The organism is Streptomyces yunnanensis, assembly GCF_029011865.1.
Lineage (GTDB): Bacteria > Actinomycetota > Actinomycetes > Streptomycetales > Streptomycetaceae > Streptomyces > Streptomyces yunnanensis.
This window is the reverse complement of record NZ_CP095749.1, coordinates 4,826,891-4,847,774: the sequence shown is the minus strand read 5'-3', so window position 1 is coordinate 4,847,774 and position 20,884 is coordinate 4,826,891. Positions and strand designations below refer to the sequence as shown.

22 protein-coding genes are annotated in these 20,884 nt (G+C 68.9%); 12 read left to right on the top strand and 10 right to left on the bottom strand.

Going from position 1 to position 20,884, the window contains the following annotated elements; all coding sequences use genetic code 11:
* The first annotated feature begins 12 nt into the window (after positions 1-12).
* From MOV08_RS20980 to MOV08_RS20965, 4 genes are all read left to right on the top strand, one after another.
* Positions 13-237, top strand: a complete 225-nt coding sequence (locus tag MOV08_RS20980) for a hypothetical protein (protein ID WP_275308505.1) — start codon at positions 13-15, stop codon at positions 235-237.
* 217 nt (positions 238-454) lie between these two features.
* On the top strand, positions 455-772 hold the full coding sequence (locus tag MOV08_RS20975) for a WXG100 family type VII secretion target (RefSeq protein WP_275308504.1): 318 nt from the start codon (positions 455-457) through the stop codon (positions 770-772).
* A complete protein-coding gene (locus MOV08_RS20970) occupies positions 772-2,079 on the top strand; it encodes a WXG100-like domain-containing protein (protein ID WP_275308503.1) in 1,308 nt (435 codons plus the stop codon). The genes MOV08_RS20975 and MOV08_RS20970 overlap by 1 nt, the downstream gene beginning before the upstream one ends.
* Positions 2,080-2,085: 6 nt before the next feature.
* On the top strand, positions 2,086-2,616 hold the full coding sequence (locus MOV08_RS20965; RefSeq protein ID WP_275308502.1) for an SMI1/KNR4 family protein: 531 nt from the start codon (positions 2,086-2,088) through the stop codon (positions 2,614-2,616).
* Positions 2,617-2,698: 82 nt separating this feature from the next.
* On the opposite strand, the gene MOV08_RS20960 is transcribed toward MOV08_RS20965, so the two are convergent.
* The 4 genes from MOV08_RS20960 to MOV08_RS20945 all read right to left on the bottom strand — a co-directional run bounded on the left by MOV08_RS20960 (position 2,699) and on the right by MOV08_RS20945 (position 5,792).
* Positions 2,699-3,277 (bottom strand): GNAT family N-acetyltransferase, encoded by a 579-nt coding sequence (locus MOV08_RS20960; RefSeq protein ID WP_275308501.1) that lies wholly within the window; start codon positions 3,275-3,277, stop codon positions 2,699-2,701.
* On the bottom strand, positions 3,270-3,794 hold the full coding sequence (locus tag MOV08_RS20955; RefSeq protein ID WP_275311841.1) for a lasso peptide biosynthesis B2 protein: 525 nt from the start codon (positions 3,792-3,794) through the stop codon (positions 3,270-3,272). The genes MOV08_RS20960 and MOV08_RS20955 overlap by 8 nt, the downstream gene beginning before the upstream one ends.
* A gap of 88 nt (positions 3,795-3,882) precedes the next feature.
* A complete protein-coding gene (locus MOV08_RS20950; protein ID WP_275308500.1) occupies positions 3,883-5,577 on the bottom strand; it encodes an albusnodin/ikarugamycin family macrolactam cyclase in 1,695 nt (564 codons plus the stop codon).
* 74 nt (positions 5,578-5,651) lie between these two features.
* The gene (locus MOV08_RS20945; RefSeq protein WP_275308499.1) at positions 5,652-5,792 is read right to left on the bottom strand and encodes a hypothetical protein; all 141 of its coding nucleotides are present in this window, start codon (positions 5,790-5,792) and stop codon (positions 5,652-5,654) included.
* Positions 5,793-6,930: 1,138 nt separating this feature from the next.
* Between MOV08_RS20945 and MOV08_RS20940 the strand changes: the two genes are divergently transcribed.
* Complete coding sequence (locus MOV08_RS20940) at positions 6,931-8,265, top strand: NsdA family TPR-like regulatory protein (protein ID WP_275308498.1); 1,335 nt, start codon at positions 6,931-6,933, stop codon at positions 8,263-8,265.
* A gap of 102 nt (positions 8,266-8,367) precedes the next feature.
* Positions 8,368-8,838 (top strand): GNAT family N-acetyltransferase, encoded by a 471-nt coding sequence (locus tag MOV08_RS20935; protein ID WP_275308497.1) that lies wholly within the window; start codon positions 8,368-8,370, stop codon positions 8,836-8,838.
* A gap of 17 nt (positions 8,839-8,855) precedes the next feature.
* Here the strand turns inward: MOV08_RS20935 and MOV08_RS20930 are convergent, their stop codons facing one another.
* Positions 8,856-9,851 carry a hypothetical protein gene (locus MOV08_RS20930; protein WP_275308496.1) on the bottom strand — a complete coding sequence of 332 codons (996 nt, stop codon included), beginning with the start codon at positions 9,849-9,851 and terminating at the stop codon, positions 8,856-8,858.
* A gap of 590 nt (positions 9,852-10,441) precedes the next feature.
* Here MOV08_RS20930 and MOV08_RS20925 point away from each other — a divergent pair.
* Entirely contained in the window at positions 10,442-11,341 is a 900-nt protein-coding gene (locus MOV08_RS20925) for a hypothetical protein (RefSeq protein ID WP_275308495.1), read from the top strand.
* Between the two features lie 337 nt (positions 11,342-11,678).
* Here MOV08_RS20925 and MOV08_RS20920 read toward each other — a convergent pair whose 3' ends face one another.
* From MOV08_RS20920 to MOV08_RS20910, 3 genes are read right to left on the bottom strand one after another with little or no spacing between them, the layout of a single operon-like run.
* Complete coding sequence (locus tag MOV08_RS20920; RefSeq protein ID WP_275308494.1) at positions 11,679-12,854, bottom strand: cystathionine gamma-lyase; 1,176 nt, start codon at positions 12,852-12,854, stop codon at positions 11,679-11,681.
* Complete coding sequence (locus MOV08_RS20915) at positions 12,851-13,417, bottom strand: low molecular weight protein-tyrosine-phosphatase (protein ID WP_275308493.1); 567 nt, start codon at positions 13,415-13,417, stop codon at positions 12,851-12,853. Before MOV08_RS20915 ends, MOV08_RS20920 begins: the two co-directional genes overlap by 4 nt.
* 3 nt (positions 13,418-13,420) lie before the next feature.
* Positions 13,421-13,798 (bottom strand): phage holin family protein, encoded by a 378-nt coding sequence (locus tag MOV08_RS20910; RefSeq protein WP_275308492.1) that lies wholly within the window; start codon positions 13,796-13,798, stop codon positions 13,421-13,423.
* 48 nt (positions 13,799-13,846) lie between these two features.
* On the opposite strand from MOV08_RS20910, the gene MOV08_RS20905 reads away from it, so the two are divergent.
* From MOV08_RS20905 to MOV08_RS20890, 4 genes are all read left to right on the top strand, one after another.
* Positions 13,847-14,164 carry a cupin domain-containing protein gene (locus MOV08_RS20905; protein WP_039634631.1) on the top strand — a complete coding sequence of 106 codons (318 nt, stop codon included), beginning with the start codon at positions 13,847-13,849 and terminating at the stop codon, positions 14,162-14,164.
* Between the two features lie 188 nt (positions 14,165-14,352).
* Positions 14,353-14,580: a DUF5326 family protein gene (locus MOV08_RS20900; RefSeq protein WP_039634630.1), complete on the top strand. Its 228-nt coding sequence runs from the start codon at positions 14,353-14,355 to the stop codon at positions 14,578-14,580.
* Between the two features lie 449 nt (positions 14,581-15,029).
* Positions 15,030-15,806, top strand: a complete 777-nt coding sequence (locus tag MOV08_RS20895) for an IclR family transcriptional regulator (RefSeq protein ID WP_275308491.1) — start codon at positions 15,030-15,032, stop codon at positions 15,804-15,806.
* Positions 15,807-15,910: 104 nt separating this feature from the next.
* On the top strand, positions 15,911-16,333 hold the full coding sequence (locus MOV08_RS20890; RefSeq protein WP_073444498.1) for an SsgA family sporulation/cell division regulator: 423 nt from the start codon (positions 15,911-15,913) through the stop codon (positions 16,331-16,333).
* 152 nt (positions 16,334-16,485) lie between these two features.
* On the opposite strand, the gene MOV08_RS20885 is transcribed toward MOV08_RS20890, so the two are convergent.
* The gene (locus MOV08_RS20885; protein ID WP_039634625.1) at positions 16,486-17,823 is read right to left on the bottom strand and encodes a YibE/F family protein; all 1,338 of its coding nucleotides are present in this window, start codon (positions 17,821-17,823) and stop codon (positions 16,486-16,488) included.
* A 221-nt stretch (positions 17,824-18,044) separates the two neighbouring features.
* Here MOV08_RS20885 and thiC point away from each other — a divergent pair, with 221 nt between their 5' ends.
* Entirely contained in the window at positions 18,045-19,832 is a 1,788-nt protein-coding gene (thiC, locus tag MOV08_RS20880; protein WP_039634623.1) for a phosphomethylpyrimidine synthase ThiC, read from the top strand.
* A gap of 157 nt (positions 19,833-19,989) precedes the next feature.
* Here the strand turns inward: thiC and MOV08_RS20875 are convergent, their stop codons facing one another.
* On the bottom strand, positions 19,990-20,871 hold the full coding sequence (locus MOV08_RS20875) for a hypothetical protein (protein ID WP_078875836.1): 882 nt from the start codon (positions 20,869-20,871) through the stop codon (positions 19,990-19,992).
* Positions 20,872-20,884 lie beyond the last annotated feature (13 nt).

The window sequence follows — 20,884 nt, the reverse complement described above, 5'->3', positions numbered from 1 at the left end:
CATGGAGCCGACATGCGCGATTTCCTCCGCAACAACCCGGTGATGGTTCGCTCCATCATCGTCGCCCTGCTGTCCCTCCTCGGGACGGCCGTACCCGCCCTGGCCGACATAGCCGTCAACGAAAGCGTGATCGGTGTCGGAGTCGCCCTCGCATCCGTATGGCTCGGTCTTGGCGCTCACCAACGCGTGACGCCGACACACAAGATCCCTGACCCCGACGACAGCACTCAGGTCTGATCGTTTCAGGCCATCGACGCATAAGCCCCCTACCGGCACCCGCCCGGTAGGGGGCTGCAGCCTTGCCCTGGGCCCTCCGTCGACAGGGCTGCCGCGTGGCTGGATTGCGTCGCCATCAGGGCGTTTGTCAGTGCTGTATGTCATGGTCACCACCGCGAGCCGCAACGATCGCCAGCGGCTCGCCAAGGGGTACGAGACATAAGGCCGAGGGGGAGGCATGGCTGGCAACGGCTTTGAGGTAGACACCAACCAACTCAAGTCCGCTGCACCGACGTTCCACCGGGAGTCCGTCGCCCTGGAACGGGCGACGGCCAAGCTCCGGGGGGCGCTCGACGGCCTGGGGGAGCCGTGGGGAAGCGACGAACAGGGCAAGAAGTTCGAGCACGTCTACGCCCCGCACCGGGCGGAGATCGAGAAGGCTGCCGCGGCCCTGGCCAAGGGCCTGTCCAGCATCACCAAGGCCATGAACGACATGGCGGCCAACCACGAGGAGGCGGATCGGTCTGCCAAGTCCGGCTTTAAGGGGGATGGGTAGTGGGCGCCGCGGATAAGGCCAAGGAGATCGTCCAGGACTTAACCGGGATGTGGTGGCCGGAGGGCGACGAGGACGAACTCCGGGAGGCCGCCCGTGCCTGGCGCACCTTCGCCGACGATGTCGAGGACTGCACGGCGGCCTGCCACAAGAAGGCCCAGGACGTCATCGACAACAACAAGGGCGCCGGCATCGAGGCGTTCGGCGCGTTCTGGAAGAAGTACCACGGGGGTGGCAAGGGCTACCTCGACGACGTCGCCACCGCCGCGCGGGACATGGCCAAGGCGCTGGACAAGTTCGCCGATCAGATCGCCGAGGCGAAGAAGAAGATCGAACACGAACTGGAGATCGCCGGCGCGGTCTTGGTCGCCGGAACGGCGCTGGCCATCTTCACCGGCGGCATCAGCGAGGTGGCCGCCGCGGGTGCCACCGAGGCGATCGTCGCCGCTGCCAGTACGGCGGGCGTGGCCGTCTCGGCAACCGTCGCAGAGATCGCCGGCACCGTGCTGGCGACAGCGGCCATCGGCAGCATCGGGTCGATCACGGTGGACGTGGTCGTCGCCCAGGGTGGTCGGAACCTGCTCGGGGACCAGCGCGGAATCAACGTCGCCGAGATCAAGGACGCCGGTGTGTCCGGCATGCTCATGGGCGGCGCCGCAGGGGGAGCCGCACGCGGCGTCAAGGCGGTGGTGGACGCGGGCGGCATCAAGAACGTCCTGGGCAACATGAAGCTGGACAGCTTGGGCAACCTCAACATCTCACTCCCCAACCTCCAAATATCGATGCCCAACCTGGCCGGCCCGCGGCTGGCGATGGCTGGCGAAGGTCCCGTCGGTCCGACCGGCCAGCCGCTGATGCGCAGCGCCGAGCGCGGTGGAGGGGGAGGCCGGGCACCTCAAAAGCCAATTCCCCCGTACTGCAAGCCGCTGGACAGCATGGGGCGGGCGACCGGCGTCGAAACGAGGATCACGCACGACATGCTCGACGCCGGTTCCAAGGCATCCCGGCGGGTGAAGCCACCCGGCTGGGAGGGGGAAGCCGCAGACCACACGCGTGGCCACCTGTTGGCCCGGTCTTTGGGCGGTGATGGCAGGTCGGAGGCGAATATTGCGATCATGTACGACAAGGCCAACAACGAGGCCATGAAGGACATAGAGCTGCAAATCTACGACACTGTGAAGAACAAGGGGCCTGTGGATTACTCCGCTACCCCTGTCTACGCACATCCGGACGACCTCATACCTGCTGGTATCCATATCGAGGCGACAGGATCCGGGCTGCACATCAATCAGACGATCATCAACAAGTAGGTGGGCATGTCCGATCTGGATCTCTTGGGGGCGTTTCCTGCGTATGGCGAGGAAGGCCCGGTGCTTAACGACTGGGATGACGCGGAGAAGAGCCTCGGCGTAGTTTTCCCCGAACACTTCAAGCGCTTTCTGGGAGTGTTCGGTGGGGCAAAGTTCGACGACTTCTTGCGCGTGTACCGCGCTGGGGCGGAGAACCCAAACGTGGACTTGGTCCACCGGACACTGGCTGCACGCGAAACCATGGAGAGGACGCGTGACGAGATCCGGGACCTGCTGGCGGAGCGAGGGTCGAGCCCGTCTGAGCTTGTCCGCTGGGGAGGCACGGACAACGCAGATCTGTGCTTCCTGATTCCGCATGAGGATCCGGACCGGTGGGCTGTCCTCACCGTGATCGGTCGAGGTGACGAATACGACCTGTACGAAGGCCCCGTGGAGGGCTACCTCCTGCGCGTCCTACGAGGCGACCTGGTGAGCGAGGTCTTCCCGGAGGACTTCCCCGACGAGGAACCCAGCTACGAGCACAACCCGCGGATCTGACGGGCACAGCAACGCGCCTCCGTTCCGGCCACATGACCGGAACGGAGGCGCCTTTTCGTTTTGCGACCAGGCCGCTCGGAGCCTAGGAGGACGTACGCGCCCCGACGGCAGTGGATACGGCAGAAGGCCCGGGAAAGTCCTCCGGCAGCGCATCCATGAACAGTTCGTCGGCGCGCTGCCCGAGCCAGAATCCCGACCGCCGGAGTCGTCCGGCCGGACGGAACCCGGCCTTCTCGTAGGCGGTGACGCCGGCCTGGTTCGGCTCCAGGACCTTGAGCCACACCATGTCCAATGAGCCGATGTGGAAAGCCCAGTCGAGCGTCAGGCGGGTGGCCTCGGCGGCATAGCCCTTCCCTCGTGCCTCGGGGGCGATGAGCATGATGTACTCCGCGGTGCGGACGGCCTGGTCGACGTACAGGACCGTCATCCCGACCGGCTGCCGGTCCTCAAGCCGCACTACCTCGAACGCGGGACGTTGACTGTTGCGAGCCTGCCCGTCCCAACCGGCGGTGCGGGCTTCCCAGCTCTGCGGCATCTGGTTGCCATAGCCGAGGATCGTCCGAGGATCGTTCTCCCACTGGTGGTACGTGGGCAACATGTCCTGCCGCGGCAGGCCGAGGGCGAGCCGGTCACCGGGGAGAACGATGTGGGGGTCACTCACGGTGTGCCTCCTTCGCGGCCCTGGGAGACCCGGGGCCGTCGGTCGTGTAGATCGGGGTGTAGAGGGACGTCTCGGCCGGCTCCTCAACCGGCCGCCCTTCCTGGTCAGCTATCCATGCGTGAAGCCGAACCGGTTCGGCGGCGAACCCGTGCCGCCACTCCGCCCGGCGTCCGATACTCGCCAGCAGCAGCGCGACAGCGGCCGACTGCTCCAGGCAGGCCCACCGCGCAGGAACAACCCGCGATGCCCAACGGACGGCACGAACGGCGCGCACGGCTTGCACCTGCGTAGCGGACGGAAGGTACCTACCGCAGCATCCAAGCCGAACCAGGCGGGAGAATCGGCCCTGCTTCGGCCCGATCACCCGAACGGCTACGGTCCCGAGCAGCGCCGGGATGGCGGCGAGCCACCATCGCGCGGGCACGGGCCCGGGAGCGGGAAGCACCGCCGGGACCTCCACGGTCCCCCACGATGGGGCGGCCGTACCGTGCCGCACTACCACTCCGTCTACCTTCATACCTGCCGTCAAAGGCCGTAACTCGGTACGCCCGGTACGGTAGTTGATGATCACGCACGAGTGCTCGGTGAGCACCGTCACCGTATTGCTATCGGTCACTGGAGCCGCCTCTCCTGTCATGCCACTCGATCGCGGGCGCACGGTCTACGGCTGCGAGCCACATCTCTGCATTCAGCGTTGGCAACAGCGCCGGCCAAGCCGTCTCGGCGCCGAGAGCAGCAGCATGCACAGCCGCCCGCAACGGCTCAGGCGTGACGAGACCGAGCCCGGCGAGCCGCCCCTCGGTGAGGTCGAGCACACGACGCAAGTTCGCCCGCATTCCGCGGTGAAACTCGCCGACGAAGACCCCCTTGGTCCGGCGACGCCGAACGGGCTGGGGCAGCAACGGGCCGACAGCATCGGCGAGCAGCGGCTTGTACCGGCTGACGGAACAACGCTCCCGCGGCGCCGCCGACATAACGGCGTCGACGACCCGACCATCGAGATAGGGGTTATGCAGCTCGACCCCGAGCGAGTCGGCGAGTTGTTGCTCGGTACGAGCTGACCGTGCCACATAGCGCACTTCGGCAAGCAACGCCGCATCCGACGCGTTCTCGACAGCGGGCAGGGACAGCCGGTCCGGTGCGGCAGCGGTGAGCCACGCTGGCCGCTGACCTCCGCCACCGACCAGCGCGAAACCGTCGCGGCGCACCGCTGCTCTCACGAGTCCCCACGGGCTCACCCGACGCAGTAGGGCCCACGCCTGCGCATCGGCTACGAGGCGGCCCCACTGCCCGGAGCGGGCAAGGTCAGACAGGTGCGTCGGCGGTGGCTGAAACAGAGTGTCCCCGCCATCTCCGGTCATGTGGCAGACCGCACCAGCACGGCTCACCGCCCGCAGCTGCGCCGAGCACCTTGCCCAGGTGATCGACGATGGCGCGGGCTCGTCGGTCGCCGGCAACTCCGTCTCTGCCTCACTCAGGGGCAGGTGCCGTTCGTCGAGTGGGAACAACACGTGCCGCATCACCGACAGCGCCCGGGCGAGGGCCCGGGCGTAGGTGACGTCGCCGCCGTCCGCGGCCCCATCCGGGTGCACGGTCATTCCCGTAACCGGGCCTTCGAGCGCGGCCAGGACAGCCAGCGTGCTGGAGTCGAGCCCCGCGACGTCCGACGAGACCGGAACGCCTGCGACCCGGGCTCGTACTCCTCCGACCAGGGCATCGCCCAGCGACGCGACGGCCTCCTTGTAAGCCTTCCGCCTGATCGTCCACCATGGTGAAAGCCGCTCCACACGGCCGTCCCGCAGGCGCAACTGGTGTCCGGCAGGCACGAGTTCGACGCCTACCCACGCACTCCGCTGGGGCATCTCTCCCTGTACGTCGAGCAGGTACGCGGACAGCCACTCGGTATCGACCCGCCCGCCGGTCAAGCCGGCCAGTGCCCGGGAACTGGATCCCCACACCACTCCACCAGGGACGCGCGCCGTGTATACCGGGCAGGCCCCTGCGGCATCGCTGATCACTTCGAGGATGCCGTCACTGCCAGCGCGCACGAGGGAGTACGTCCCCGCCCACGCACCGCCGAAGGCGGCCAGGTCCGGACTCGACAGAGCGCGGGAAAGTTCGCCGTCGGTCGCCGAGCACGGGCCGAACACGGCAAGCCGGCCGTCGCGGTCCGTAAGCGTGCGGACGAAACGTTGAGACCCGGCCCCCACGGTCCAGAGGGGCGGATCATCCCAGATGAACCGCGCACCAGCAGGAACTACGGACCGTCCGCCGGGCGCGCATCCTCCGAACCAGTTCATTCCCCACCTTCCGCTCGCTGATCGCTGCAACGGAGCGGTGGCCCTCCCCTTGGGGAAGGCCACCGCCGGGTTCATCAGCCGTACTGGTACCGCTTGTCCTCGGTGCTGGTGCCCTGGCCGCCCTGCGTCAGGGTCGCCGCGTTGTCGAGGACGATCACGGCGGGCACGCTGTCGTCCTCGCGCACCTGGTCGGATACCTGCTCAACCTGCTTCATCTGGGTCCCTCCTCTCGATCATCTCCGTGGAGCAACAGCCCCCAGTGGCGCTACGGCCCAGGACTGGGGCTTCATCCCCTGGGCCCGCTCACGCCCGCCCTCCCCTGTACGAGGAAGTCGTCGGGAAGGCGGTTCAGGAACCCGCTTCGGTACCGGTACGGTCCACCGCGAACTTCGGGGGTCTCGCCCGCGGTCTGGTGATCACCAGTACCGAAGCGGGGGTTCAGTGGGTTCTGTCCCAGCTCCGTGGCCGGCCGCCGACGGGTCGGCCTCTGGAGCCGACGCAGAGGACAGGACGGGCCGGGCCAGATCGGATCCAATGGCAGCGCCGAGGGTCAGAACGGTCAGGACCTGGAGGACATGCCATACCGCCTGTACGGGATCGATGGACGGCCCGGATAACCGGATCCGCCTCCCCTTCCCCGACGCTGGCGGTGCGAGTCGGCTGTACCGCCGCCTGCGGCGGGTCATCGGCCCTCTCCCGTGCTGTATCGGCCCGGGTGCCGCTGGCACCGACGGCATCGGCACGGAGGGAAGCGCATGCTCATGGGCGGCGGCTTCGCGCGGGCCGAAGACGCCGGCACGACGACGGACCCCAGCTTCGTGCGGGCCATCGTTTTGGGCGAGACCCGGTACACCCTGAGGGTCATCCCCGGCATGAGTCGCCACCCAGCTCGAAGTACGTCTTGAACGCGTGAGTGGTCCAGCGGCACGGGTCTCCGTGCCGGGCATAGAACGCTCGGGCTTCCGGCGTCACCGGACCGGATACGGCCGAATTCGCGAGGGATCCGGTCTTCGTCAGCGTGCAACTACGTACGTTGTTCGCGGGTGCAGGACGCGGATTCTGTGCAGTGGACACGATGACGGTCCTCTCCATCAGGCGGGGTATGGGGGCTGCTCCCGCCAGGACGCGGAAAACCGGCAGGAACAGCCCCGCTGCGCCACCGCGGCCAATCCAGCTCTCCCCCCAGGAGATCGGGAGCCAGGGGCGCCGCGGTGATGAGCCCAGTGAACGCTCCGCATCAGGGGCGTGGTAATCCCTTGCTGGGGTCCCCATGAGGGGTACACACCGTAGGGGGTGGGAGTACGCTCCGTGCGGGCACGGACATTGACGTTGCGTCATCATCTCGGGGGTGGGATGGAGTACCCGCTGTCACCGGCAGCATTGCCGCGCGCACTGCTTGCCGATCCACGGTTAGACAAAGCCCTTCAACGCCGCGATTTCGGGGCGGTGTTTGCCCTCGCCCACGAGGCGGCAGACATCAGCTACAACAAGATTGCCGAGGCGTGTGGGCTCAAGGCGGAACGGGTCGGAAAGCTTGCCCGGGGGGACGGAGCCGTCACTACGCTCGCCGCAATCGAACGGATTGCAGACGGACTTCGCATTCCGGGGCGACACTTGGGCTTAGCTGCGCGACCCTGGGAGAGCCGCACCAGTGCCTCCCCCGCCCGCATGGAGCACGACGATGGAGACGATCGGATGAAGCGCCGCAACCTCCTACGCGGCGCCCTCGCCGCCGGCCTCACCGGCGCCGGCGCCGCCGCGCTCACCGCTGCCCGTCAAGACCTCGACTCAGCACTCACCGACCAACCCACGGCGGATCTCTCCTACTGGGAGTCCACGGCCGAACGGTACGGCTACGGCTACAACGGCAAGGCTCCCACCAAGGTCCTGTCGGATCTGGTCCTCGACTTCGACGATATGAAACCGCTGTTCACGGCCTCCCAGACGGTCAAGTCGCGTACGCGCCTGTGTCATGTGACGGCGCAGATGGCGGGCATGACAGCAATCGTCCTGCATGACCTCGGCGATCACCGCGAGGCACACGCCTGGTTCCACACCGCTCGGCGCGCCGCCGGCGAGTCCGGCGACGCCGGCCTCCACGCCTGGGCCTTGGCCCGCGAGGCCATGGTTCCACTCAACTTCGGCGCCCCCGCGGCAGCAGCGGACCTAGCCGATCGCTCCCGTCACCTGGCGGGCGGCCAGCCGTCGGCCGCGGCTGCGCTCGCCTGCGCCGTCGCTGCCCGCGCCTACGCCGCTCAAGGTAACCGCGATGCCGCGCTGACGGCCGTGGCCGAGGCCGAACAACTCATGGACCACCTCACGCCGCAGCAAGCCGCCGACACCTGGTTCGGCTACCCCGAGCAAAAGCACCACGTGCATCTCAGCCAAGCACTCACCATCCTCGGAGAGTCGAAGCGCGCCTACGCCACCCAGTCCCGCGCGCTGGAGTTGTCCCGCAGCCCGAGCCTGATGACCCGCGCACTGATCTCCATCGACCGAGCCTCGTGCTTGGCCCACGACGGAGAGCCCGAGGAAGCCGCACGCGTCGCCGCCCAGGCGTTCGGAGAGCTACCGCCGGCTTACCGAACGGGGTTGACCCGTACTCGTGCGCTGGCGCTGTACAGAACCATCCGGACAGCACCGGGCGCGGGGCAACTGAGGGATGTCTTGGAAGCGTCGGCGGCCTGAACCAGTGCCGTAGCAGGCAACGTTTCCCCTGTTGGTGATGCGCCGTGACGCCTGAGCGGGAGTGACACCGCTCAGGCGTCGGCGGTGTGGGAGGCTGGGCCAATGCCTGTAAACCTCCGCCCTCTGGACGCCGAACACTTCCCTGCCTGGCTCGAACGTAGTCGAGCCGAGTACGCCAAGGAGCTCGTTGCTCTGGGGCAGACGTCCGAGGACGCCTACCGGCAGGCAGACGAGACCATGGCGCTCTCCTTTCCGTCCGGGACACCGACCCCGGATCACGCGGTCTTCGACGTGATCGACGATGCCGGGGTAGCCGTCGGCTACCTCTGGATCGGACCGGACAGGAGTGACGACGCCGGTGCCTGGTGGGTCTGGGACATTGCGATCGACGCCGACAAGCGTGGTCGGGGCCTGGGCCGAACGGCCATGCTCCTCGGCGAGGAATACGCCCGGGCTCGGGGCGCTCATACTCTGGGTCTCAGCGTCGCCGGGTTCAACACCGGCGCACGTGGCCTTTACGAGTCGCTCGGCTACGAGACGGCCTCGGTGAAGATGCGCAAGAAACTCGCCTGACACGGCACTAGCCATCTTCACACTGGCACACCCGCCCGCATCGCGGCGCGGGCCGCGGCGAAAAGCGCCTGCCCCGCTCTTTCGTCTGTGGCCCCGCCACCGTCAGCGGCCGTCTCGGCCTGCTCGCTGCGGCACGCCGCGCACAGCCGCTCATCGTCCACCGGCCGGAACAGCAACGGCTGTAGGTGCTCGCCGGCGCATTCCCGCATTGTGGCCACACGAGGCGTCGGGGACGCTCCGAACGCGCGCTGCTCGGCGAACGATGGAGCCTCCGGCATCTTCCGAACCAGCCGATCGCGCAGCAGCGCCGCCGGGCAGTGCACCGTCTCTGGCAGTCCGGACGTCAACGCTTCCCGGATGTCTCGGACCGTGGCCCCACGTTGCAGCCATTCGCCCGCCACCGGCGCGAGCCGCCGTACCTCGCGTCCCCCGAGCCGTAACCGCCTCTCGGCGTGCGACACCGCCGCGAGCGCCTGTGCGGCGCGTTCTACTAGCTCATGCGGCATCGTCGCCGCAGCGGTCGTCTCCAGCGCCGGGGCTTCCTCGTCGTTCGGGGACTGCCCTCCCTCCCTCCCAATGGCTTTCGCCCCGCAGCCGAGGACTGGGTCCTGGTCGTCGAACTCCTCCTCGAGGGAGGGAGGGTTGGGAGTGTTCTCGACAGTGTTCTCAAGGGAACGGCCGACCGTCCGGCCCGTCGGCTCACCGGCGGCCGGAATCCTGTCCGTCGGTCGCCCGTCGCGGAGCCCGGCGGCCTCGGCCGCACCGAGGGGCACATTCGAGACGAGCTGCACGGTCGACCAGCGGCCGGCAGGGCCCTGCCGGCGCCACTCGTGCAAGTAGCCCTCGGCGGACAGCTCACGCTTGGCGCGGATGAACCCCGTCTTCTTGATGCCGGCCCGCTTAGCCGTCACCGACAGCGGCTCGTTCGCGCCGTCCGGCAGCGACAGCTGCCACGTCAGCAGCCGCACGGCGTCCGACGACAGGCGTGGGTGGCGAATGATCTCGTTCGGCACCTGCGAGAAGAAGCGCGCAGGCGCGATAGCATGCCGAAGCATCCCAGGGAGGTCCTATCTCCTTGGCGGTGTAGGCCCTCGGATTGGTGTTACCAGCACCGCCGGGGGCCGCTTCGTTTTCGGCACGAAGCAACCGAATTGCCGCCACCGTACCTCAAGATCAATCTATGTGCCCCGCCCTGATTGCAGCGTGCTGAACGTGAGTTGATGCCCAGACACGCTGCTCGCGGGGCCCCGGCCTGACTCACCTTGAAGGCGCGGGAGGGGTGTTACAGCTGGTGCTCGACGAACGTCAGCAACCGTGAGACGACTGCGCGGACTACTCCGGAAACCGCCCCGCGGATGGCTGCAAGCAGGATCGGGTGTTTGCTGGTTGGAACTTTGCCGAACATCAGGCTCCTTGGGCTGCGTCGTGGCTGTTTGCGGCGCCGCAGATCCAGCTTGCGGTTCTGGTGGTGCAGGCAGCCGAAATCTGGAGCTAACTGAAAGAATCTGAAGGTGAGTTGGGCAGCCGAAGCCGGGGGTGGAAGCGCGTGGCAATCCCGATGCCGAGCCAGAGTGAGTTGCCACCAGGGCCGAGGAGGGACCTGGTGGCTTCGATTCACGAGCTGTATCAGCGCGCGGGGCTCCCTGGCGCCCCCAAGATCGCTCAACGGACCAAGGATCGAACCGATCTGCCGGACGTAGTGAGTCATGACACGGTGACCAAGCTGCTGAAGGGGCAGTGGATACCGGCGTGGCTGAAGGTGCATGCGGTCGTGGCCGTGCTAGCGGAGTACGCCTCGCATGCGCCGGATCAGCGGGAGGAGATCGAAAGGCACCACCTGCTCTGGATGGCTGAGCGTGGCTTGCACGAGGCGTCGCCGGTAAAGCGCGACGACACCGAGGGGGCGCCGTCGTCGATCATGGCTCTCAACTTCACCGGAGGGCGGGACCGGGACGATTTTCACGCCGTCCACTTGCGTCGGCGGTTCGAGGCGATCCTGTCGAGCCTGCTGGCTTCGGAAGTGCACAGGCAGTGGCTAGGCGATGGTGTTCTGATGCACGCACCGGGGCCGGAACTGGCGATTGCGGCTGTCCATGAGCTACTGCCGCGGATGTCTAGCCATCTGCTGATGGACAACTATGACGTGAACAACAATGGGCTGCTGTTCGTTCAGGGGAGCCTCCACATCGGCCCGGTGAAAGGCACTGCTGAGGGCGGCGGTTGGTTTGGCTCCGCGATGGTCGACGCTACGCGCATGGCGGATGCTCCCGTCCTCAGACGCGCGCACGAGCTTGTGGGACTCCAGCGTCGTCCTGGCCTTGCCGTACTTGTTTCGGATGAGGTTCGTCGGGCAGCTGACCCTGAGAGCCGCCCAGCTATGTGCAAGGTGGAACCCCTGTCCTTCAAGGACTGTGTGCTGCCAGCGGCATGGCTGTATGTTCCGCCGATGCCCTGGAATGTTGCGGCGCGTCTCCGTGGTCAGGAGGCGAGGCGAAGCTTCTGAAGGCCAGGCGTGACAGCGCTGCTGTCCGGCGGAGGGCCGTCGCCTAGCCGTGGTCCTCCGCCGAGTCGTGGCAGGGAGGCAACGATTGCCGTTTCGATCCGCGGCGGAACGGCGAGGGCTGACCGTTTCAGCGCGTTCCCCGGGGAGTATCTGGGGAGTTTGGGGAGCCGCTGGGGAGTGCGGCCCCCATAAACACCGCAGCACGGGCAACGCCATGAAACGGTCTCCACCGCAGGTCAGGGCCCCTCTCGGTGATCTTGGCCCGCTCCTTTCCGCTCAGCCTGGGTAAAGAGGGGGGATACCCTGCCGGCCGTTTCAGCGCCGCAGCGCCGCGGTGTTACGCCTTCGCCGCGTCCAGCGCCCGCAGCACGTCGGCGATCAGATCCTCCGGGTCCTCGACGCCGACGGAGAAGCGGATGAAGCCCTCCGGCACGTCGTCGCCGCCCCAGCGGGCGCGCCGCTCGGCGGTGGAGCGCACGCCGCCGAAGCTGGTCGCGTCGTCCACCAGCGTCAGCGCGGTCAGAAAGCGCTCCGCATGTGCCCGGTCCGGGAGGACGAAGGACACCACGCAGCCGAAGCGGCCGGGGCGCATCTGCCGGACGGCGAGCGCATGGGACGGGTCCGACGGCAGGCCGGGATGGCGCACGCCGGTGACCTCGCGGCGGTCGGCCAGCGCGGTGGCCAACGCCATCGCTCCCTCGGCCTGCTGGCGGACGCGCAGCGCCAGCGTGGCGAGCGAGCGGTGCGCGAGCCAGCTCTCCATGGGGCCGGGGATCGCGCCGACCGTCTTGCGCCACAGCCGGACGCCGTCGGCCAGCGCCGGATCCCGGGTGCTGACGTAGCCCATCAGGACATCGCCGTGGCCGGTCAGCGCCTTGGTGCCGCTGGCGACCGAGAAGTCCGCGCCCAGGTCCAGCGGGCGCTGGCCGAGCGGGGTGGCGAGGGTGTTGTCCACGGCGACCAGCGCACCGCGGGCGTGTGCCGCGTCGGCCAGTCGCCGGATGTCGTAGACGTCGAGCCCCGGGTTGGAGGGCGTCTCGATCCACAGCAGCCGCGCGCCGTCGAGGACGTCCGGTCGGGCGTCGTGGCCGCGATCAACGGGGGCGTGCGGCACGCTCGTTGAGGCGCGATCGTCGGTTGACGGGCGGGCGGTGCGGACCTCGATGCCGTAGCTCTCCAGGCGGGTGCGGACGGCGGGCAGCAGCTGATAGCCGTCGCCGGGGAGCACCACCGCGTCGCCGGCGCGCAGCTGGGAGAAGAGCACCGCGGTGATCGCCGCCATCCCGGAGGCGAAGGCGACGGTGTGCGCGGGTTCGTCCGGCGACTCCAGCTCGCCGATGGCGGCTTCCAGCCGGGTCCAGGTGGGGTTGTTGTCGCGGCCGTAGGTGTACGGGCCGGCGGCCTCGCCGGGCAGGTGGAAGTGGGCGGCGAACACCGGGCCGGGGAGGGCCGGTTCGTGGGCTGCCGGCTCCGGGAGCCCGGCCCGCACGACGCGGGTGCCGTCGCCGGTCATGCGCTCTCCTTGTGGTGGGGGCGGTGCAGGCCCGGCCGGGGCTCGGCCGGGCCCGGAGCACCGGAGGTGACCTCGGCGCGGACCGCCTCCAGGAGGCCGTCGCAGGCCGTCTCGATCATCTCCAGGCACTCCTCGAAGCCGGCGAAGCCGCCGTAGTACGGGTCCGGCACATCGAGGTCCGCGGGATCCGAGGCCGGGCCGGTGCGGCAGCTGTAGGAGCGCAGCAGGCGGACCTTGGCGGCGTCCTCGGGGGTCGGGGCCAGCCGCCGCAGCTCGCGCAGATGGCCCGCGTCGAGTGCGACGACCAGATCGCGCCGGGCGAACCAGGAGGCGCGGAACTGCCGGGCGGTGTGCGCCGTCGGATAGCCGCCGGCGTGCAGCACGGCGATGGTGCGGGGGTCGGCTCCGTCGCCTTCGTGCCAGCCGCCGGTGCCGGCGCTGTCGATCTCGACGAGCCCGTCGAGTCCGTCCTCGGCGATCCGGGCACGGAAGACGGACTCGGCGATCGGCGAGCGGCATATGTTGCCGGTGCAGACGAAGCAGACACGGTAGCGGGTGGTCAAGCGTCAGTCCTCGTCGGGAAGGATCACGTGCATCGCCCAGGAGACGATGGAGACGATCACGCCGCCGAGCAGTGCCGTCCAGAAGCCCTCCACGTGGAAGGCGAGGTCGGCCTTGCCGGCGAGCCAGGAGGTCAACAGCAGCATCAGCGCGTTCACGACCAGCGTGATCAGGCCGAGCGTGAGGATGAACAGGGGGAACGAGAGCACCTTCACCACGGGCTTGACCAGGAAGTTCACCAACCCGAAGATCAGCGCCACCAGGACCAGCGTGAACACCTTGCGGCCGGTGTTCTCTCCGGTGAGCGTGATGCCTTTGAGGAGCCAGATGGCCACGGCCAGGGCCGCGGCATTGGCGAGCGTCTTGACCACGAAATGCTTCATGGTGAGATCGTCGCAGACGACTGCTCACTGGTGAGAGGTGCGAACGGGATGAAGGCTTTCCGACTGGATGAACTGGAAGCGGAACGGCTCGCGAACAACGGCGCGTATCTGCAGTTCCTCCGGGAGCGCACCATGTCGGTCGGGCTGTACGGGCTGGACGCCGGCACCGTCGATCCGCAGCAGCCGCACGCCCAGGACGAGGTGTATCTGGTGGTGAGCGGCCGAGGGGCGATCACGGTGGGGACGGAGACGGAGTCGGTGGCCCGCGGCAGCGTGGTCTATGTGCCCGCCGGGGTGCCCCACAAGTTCCACCACATCAGCGAGGACCTCCGGGTCGTGGTGGTCTTCTCTCCGCCCGAAAGCTGAGGGACGGACCGCGGAACCCGTAGGGGTCGGCTCAGGGGCGAGCCGGGGCTGTCGGGCCCCCATGGCGCCCTCCGGCGCCCTAGCATCGTTGGTGTACAGGGGGAACCGGAGACGCGGAGACCGCGGACGGTGCCACCGGAGCGGCAGAGACCGACAACAGCGCGACAGACAGAAAGCAGGGCAGAGCAGTGGCTGGTAAGGGGATACTCGCAGGGCTTCCGTGGTGGGTCACCTGGGTCGTGGTGCCCGTCATCCTGATCGCCGTCTTCGGCGGGCTGATCGCCACCGCGGTCGGCTTCCTGGTCAGCCTGCTCTTCAAGGTGCTGATCGCGGCGGCCCTGATCGCCGGCGTCATCTATCTCGTGCGCAGGTTCACCGGTTCCTCGTCCTCGTCCTCGTCGAAGAGCGACTGGTAGGCCGAGCCCCTGACCGACCGGTCCTGTCCGACCCGCACCGTCCGAAGACGCCCTGCCCCCGCCCGGGAGCAGGGCGTCCGGCGTTCGGTGTCCCCCACCGACACACCCATCGCCGCGTCGAACGTGGGTCGGAAAGCGGCTCGTTCACTGTTTCCGCGCGCCGGACGCCCGAGGCGTTCCCCCTGCTCACCAACAGTGTGTGCGTTGCTCCGTAGAGTCATCGCACCCAGGGGGACGTGGACGGCCGGGTTAACTCCCGGGCTTTCGGCTCCCGTTCCGGATCGCCCGGGTTACAGTGCGGACGCAGGCGTCTTCCGGAGGTTGGCGTTCCGGAATGTACCGAGCGATCGGCCGGGCGTCGGGTGGGACGTCCTGGGAGACGCGCGGTCGCGGGAGCGGGTCCCGTGGCCGGGGCCGCGGGACCATGGCGCTCGGACCTGGGGGTTGCGTTGGCGATCGGCAACGACCAATCCAGCTCGCATCCCACCCTGATCGGGTCGGTGCAGCGGGCGCTGCGGCTCCTGGAGGCGGTGGCCGCGCACGCGGACGGGGCGCCCGCCAAGCAACTGGCCAGGGAGGCCCAGCTTCCGCTCCCCACGACCTACCACCTGCTGCGGACGCTGACCCACGAGGGCTATCTGCGCCGGGAGAGCGGCGTCTTCGTCATCGGCGAGGGCGCCGAGTCCATCGGTCGGGCCGGGGCCCGGCGGCGGCAGCGCCGGCAACTGGCCGACGTGCTGGCCGTGGCCGGCCGCGAGCTCGGCGCCGCCGTCTACTTCGCCGTCTACCGCGAGGGCGAGGTGGAGGTGGTGGCGATAACCGACGATCCGGCGCGGCCGCCCGTCGAGGAATGGGTCGACTTCCGGTCCAGCGCCCATACCCACGCGATCGGGCAATGCCTCCTGGCGCAGCTCGACGAGGCGTCCCGGAAAGAACATCTCGCCCGCTATCCCGTGCAGTCGATAACGCCTTTTTCGGTGCGTTCCGAGAACGATCTCCTCGGCCGGTTGGCTACGGTGCGTCGCGGCCAGGTCGCCTACGACCGCCAGGAATATGCCTTGGGCACGGTGTGCTCGGCGATCCCCATCCGGGTCGGCTCGGCCGCCGCGACGCTGGCGGTTTCCCTTCCGGCGAAGGAGGTGCACCGATTGCAGCCAGTTACGGAACGACTACGGAAAATGGCGGAGGGGGTACTAACGACACTCGCCTTCTCTATCAGTATCTGAAAACTCACTCCTTGTGATCTGCCTGCATGTGACCGACGATGGCGTCAATAGGGCTTCCGGGGATGATTCCCGGCCATCTCCGATCAAGTGCGGGGCAGTGGTTGATGAACGACACGGTTCAGGCAGAAGTGATCATGAGCTTCCTCGTCTCGGAGGAGCTCGCCTTCCGGATTCCGGTGGAGCTGGACTTCGACAGCGCCGACCCCTACGCCGTCCGGCTCACCTTCGATCTCCCCGGCGATGCGCCCGTGACCTGGGTGTTCGGCCGTGAGCTGCTGCTGGACGGGCTGAGCCGGCCGGCCGGTGAGGGGGACGTCCGGGTCGAGCCGACCTCCCCCGAGCACCTCAGCGATGTCTACATCAGCCTGCAAGTCGGCGCCGAGCGCGCCCTGTTCCGGGCCAGTGCGCCGCCGTTGATCGCCTTCCTGGACCGCACGGACCGGATCGTTCCGCTCGGCAAGGAGGAGGTCTGCGACACCCTGGAGGCCGCGCTGGACCGGATCCTGACGGAGGCCCCGGCCGGCTGATCCCGCCGGCCGCCGGCCCATTCATCCCACGACGCCCCCACCTCGCCGCCCACCGACCGGCCGGCCGTCGGCGCCCCTGCCCCGCTGCCCCGACGCCCGCCCACCGCGTTCACCCGCCCCGACCCGCTCCCTCCGTGCTGCCTGCCGCGCGCTCAGCGCTTACGGCGCCGTCCGTGTGCCGCGCGCCGCCCTCCGCGCCCCCCGGCGGCCGGCGCCCGCCCCGCCCCACCCGGCACGGGGCGGTCCGCCGCGACCACCAGTGCCGCCAGCAAGGTGGTCACCGGCACCGAGGCGACCAGCCCGATGCTGCCCACGAGCGTGCGGACGATCTCCTCCGCGACCACCTCGCTGGTGGCGACCGTGCCGACGCTGCTCTGTGCGATGGAGAACAGCAGGAGCAGCGGCAGCGAGGCGCCCGCGTAGGCCATGACGAGGGTGTTCACCACGGAGGCGATGTGGTCCCGCCCGATCCGCATCGCCGCGCCGTACAGCTTCCGCCAACCCGCCGTCGGGTCGGCCTCCTTCAGCTCCCAGACCGCGGCCGTCTGCGTCACCGTCACATCGTCGAGCACCCCCAGCGAGCCGATGATGATGCCTGCCAGCAGCAGACCGCGGATCTCGATGTTCGGGTACAGCCCGTGCACCAGACCGGTGGTGTCGTCCGTATTGCCGGTCAGCAGCGCCCAGTTGATGAACACCGTGCCCAGCAGCCCGATGAGCAGCAGCGAGGCGAGGGTGCCGAGCACCGCCACGGACGTGCGGGCGGTCAACCCGTGGCACATGTAGAGCGCGATCAGCATGATCGCGCTGCCGCCGATCACCGCCACCACCAACGGATCGGAGCCCTGGAGGATCGCCGGGAGGATGAACAGCGTCAGCACGCCGAAGCTGGCGGCCAGCGCCACCAGCGCCAGCACCCCGCGCAGTCGACCGACGATCACCACGGCACCAGCGAAGATCGCGGCCAGCATCCACATCGGCACGGTGCGGTCGACGTCCGTCACCGCGTACTGCAGATCCTTCGGCGCCTTGGGGGAGTAGGAGACGACGACGTCCTGGCCCGTCGTGTAGTGCCGCAGGGCGTCCGGCGTCACCACCGTCTGAAAGGTCCGGCCGGCGTTCTCGCCGGTGGTGACCTTGACCGTCACCTGCTCACAGGGTGTGCCCGGGGCCGCTCCCCCGGCCGGCGGTTGGCCTCCGGGCGCGGTGGGCTGCGGCTGCTGGGCGGCGTGCACCGCCGCGCAGTCCACCTCCTCGACCTTGATGATCCGCGCCTGCTCTGTGGGCTGGTCGAAGCCCACACCGGACGGCTTGTGCGGGGGCGCACCACCCGGCCACAGAACGATCAGGCCGACCGCCACCGCCGCCGCGAACGGGATCAGGACGGCGGCGATGACCTTGCGCAGATGCCGGGAGACGGGGGCGGCCGGCCCATGGCCGTGCGCGTGCGCGTGGCCGGCGGCGGGATGCGGGGCGTCGGGAGGGCTCACCGCCCGATCATCGCAAGAAGCGGTGGGCCCCCTGTTCACATCGCCGCATCGGCCGCTACCGTGGTGCCACCTTTGCAATCGCGGGAGCTCGGAGCACCGGGCTGAGAGGGCGCTGACCTCCGTCCCAGCGGTGTTTCACGTGAAACACCGGACGACGGAAGCCGCTGCGTCGACCGCCGAACCTGTTACCGGGTAATGCCGGCGTAGGGAGTTGGGTCTATATGACTCTGCAGGATGCACGCACGCCTGAAAACGGCCCGACCGACGGCGAAAAGTCGCAAATCGGCTGGCACAAGGGCTATGTCTCCGGAACGCGTCCCGACCTCCGGGTCCCGGTCCGGCGGGTGCACCTCACCAACGGCAAGCACGTGACGCTCTACGACACGTCAGGGCCGTACACCGACCCCCAGATCGAAACCGACGTCCGCCGTGGCCTGGCCCCGCTGCGGGAGAACTGGATCATCGCCCGGGGCGACACCGAGGAGTACGCGGGCCGTCCGATGCGTCCCGAGGACGACGGGGTCAAGCACACCTCACCGCGCGGTGGCCTCCGGAACCTCGACGCGGTCTTTCCGGGCCGTCCGCGTCAGCCGCGCCGTGGTCGGGACGGTGCCGCGGTCACCCAGCTCGCATACGCCCGGCGCGGCGAGATCACCGCGGAGATGGAGTACGTCGCCGTCCGCGAGAACGTCTCCCCCGAGTTCGTGCGGGACGAGATCGCGGCCGGTCGCGCGGTGCTGCCGGCCAACATCAACCACCCGGAGATCGAGCCGATGATCATCGGCAAGAACTTCCTGGTGAAGGTCAACGCCAACATCGGCAATTCCGCGGTCACTTCCTCGATCGAGGAGGAGGTGGAGAAGATGACCTGGGCGACCCGCTGGGGTGCCGACACCGTCATGGACCTCTCCACCGGCCGCAACATCCACACCACCCGCGAGTGGGTGCTCCGCAACTCCCCCGTCCCGATCGGCACCGTCCCCCTCTACCAGGCGCTGGAGAAGGTCGACGGCAAGGCCGAGGAGCTGACCTGGGAGATCTACAAGGACACCGTCATCGAGCAGGCCGAACAGGGAGTCGACTACATGACGGTGCACGCCGGCGTGCTGCTCCGGTACGTCCCGCTCACCGCCAACCGGAAGACCGGCATCGTCTCCCGCGGTGGTTCGATCATGGCGGCCTGGTGCCTGGCGCACCACCAGGAGTCGTTCCTCTACACGCACTTCGAGGAGCTCTGCGAGATCCTCGCCGCCTACGACGTCACCTACTCCCTCGGTGACGGTCTGCGGCCCGGCTCCATCGCGGACGCCAACGACGAGGCGCAGTTCGCCGAGTTGAGGACCCTCGGCGAGCTGAACACCATCGCCAAGCGGCACGGCGTGCAGACCATGATCGAGGGCCCGGGCCACGTCCCGATGCACAAGATCAAGGAGAACATCGACCTCCAGCAGGAGATCTGCGAGGAGGCCCCGTTCTACACGCTCGGCCCGCTCACCACCGACATCGCGCCCGCCTACGACCACATCACCTCCGGCATCGGCGCCGCGATGATCGCCTGGTGGGGCACCGCGATGCTCTGCTACGTCACGCCCAAGGAGCACCTGGGCCTGCCGGACCGCGACGACGTCAAGACCGGCGTGATCACCTACAAGATCGCGGCCCATGCGGCGGACCTCGCCAAGGGCCACCCGGGCGCCCAGGATTGGGACGACGCGCTCTCCGACGCGCGCTTCGAGTTCCGCTGGGAGGACCAGTTCAACCTGGCCCTCGACCCGGACACCGCCCGCGCCTTCCACGACGCGACACTGCCCGCGGAGCCGGCCAAGACGGCTCACTTCTGCTCGATGTGCGGGCCGAAGTTCTGCTCGATGAAGATCAGCCGAAGCATCACGGAGCAGTTCGGCGGCGGCGAGGGCGCGACCCCCGAGGAGGTCAAGGCCGGCATGCTGGAGAAGTCCAAGGAGTTCGCGGCGGCCGGCAACCGGGTGTACCTGCCCATGGCTGACTGAGGAAGGTGAGGGGCAGGCCGTGAAGTGGCCGGGCCTGCCCCGCTTTTCCTTCCCGCCCTCAGGGTGAGCGCCGGCGGATGGCCGAGGCGGAGGGCGGCGCACGCGCCGCCGTGGAGCAGACGGCCGGGTTCCTGCTGCTCGGGTTTCCGCCGCTTTGCTACTCGGGCCGGTGGTCCGGGCCGCCGTAGTCCGGGCTGGTGAAGTCCGGGCTGGAGTAGCGCGGACGGGACCAGGAGGTGCCGGCGTCGGGGCTGCTGAACCGCGGGCGGGTGTAGCCGAGCGTGGGGGTGCGGCGCTCAGGGGCCGACACGGGGCGGGGGACGTACTGGACCGGATCGTCCGCGGGGTCGGCCGCGGGATCGGCCAGCGCCTCACGGAGGAAGGGCAGCAGTCCGCGGTCCAGCAGGGCCTGTCGCCAGGTCTCGCGGGCGCTGTCCAGCGCGGCGGCCCGCGCCTCGGCCGCGGTGTCCCGGGAGACGCCGTTGCGCAGCGCGGTGACGACCACGCAGCCCATGGCGACCAGCGCACCGGCGGCGGCCAGCGCGGCGAAGATCCAACCGACGCTGACCAGCGGCCGGGAGACGGCCGGGTCCGGGTCGACGGCGCGCAGCACATAGCCGATGACGAGGAAGAGGACGGCCGCGATCCCGGCGAGCACCGGAACGAGGACGGTGGCCATCGCCGCAAGCCCGAAGCCGGTCGTCTCGGCGGCCGGGTCGTCGTCCGCGGTGGCCGGTCCGGTCTGCTCGTCAGAGGTCTGGTCCGCTGACGGAGTGCCCGCACCGGCGGCGGACGCGGCGGGCGCCGGTGCGCGCAGCTCGGCACGCAGCTGTATGTAGCGTTGGTATTCGGCCGTCGCGCAGGCGGCGATCGCGCTGGTCGCGCTGAGCGCCATCGTGCGCAACTGCTCGGTGCTGAGCCGGTTTCCGGTGGTGGCGGTGAGGCCGTCCGGGTGGTGTGCGGCGGTACGCAGCGCGTCATCAAGGATCCGCGCGAATTCCGCGCGGTCCTCGTTCAGCAGGTGCGGAGCGCTGTTCATGTGGATCCCCCGA